The organism is Neisseria sp. P0019.S002, from assembly GCF_051957155.1.
In the GTDB taxonomy this organism is placed as follows: Bacteria; Pseudomonadota; Gammaproteobacteria; order Burkholderiales; family Neisseriaceae; genus Neisseria; species Neisseria perflava.
The window spans coordinates 1-440 of record NZ_JBQCWS010000158.1; the positions used below are offsets into that span (position 1 = coordinate 1).

The following is a 440-nucleotide window of genomic DNA, read 5'->3' on the forward strand; positions in this document are numbered from 1 at the left end:
CCTTATTTCATTAATTTTTTAAAGAGTTCGGATTGTCAGCAAGATGGGCGTATTCTGATGAAAAAATGAAGAAGAAAACGTTTTTTCAGGACGCGTCATAAGCTGCCGCTTTTTCGAGCAGTTTTACCCTTGCCTGCGGCCATTCTTCGCGCAGCAGGCTGTATTCCACCGTATCGCGCACGCTGCCGTCTTTCCGCAATTTGTGGCAGCGCAAGATACCGTCTTGGTGTGCGCCCAGGCGTTCGATAGCGCGTTGAGAGGCGGTGTTGAGGTTTTCGGTCTGCCAGCAGACGCAGCGACAATTCAAAGTATCGAAAACGTAGTCGAGCAACATGATTTTGCATGCGGTATTGATGCGCGTGCGCCGTGCCGACAGGGCGTACCATGTGAAACCGATGTAGAGGCGGGGGATGGCGGGGTCGATGTGGTAAAGTGAGGTC

Annotated in this window: 1 protein-coding gene; it reads right to left on the reverse strand. The window is 51.8% G+C overall.

The window, feature by feature from the left end:
• Positions 1–85 precede the first annotated feature (85 nt).
• Positions 86–440: GNAT family N-acetyltransferase (locus ACTHTY_RS12075; protein ID WP_440367870.1), on the reverse strand; the 355-nt coding region annotated here is incomplete at its 5' end.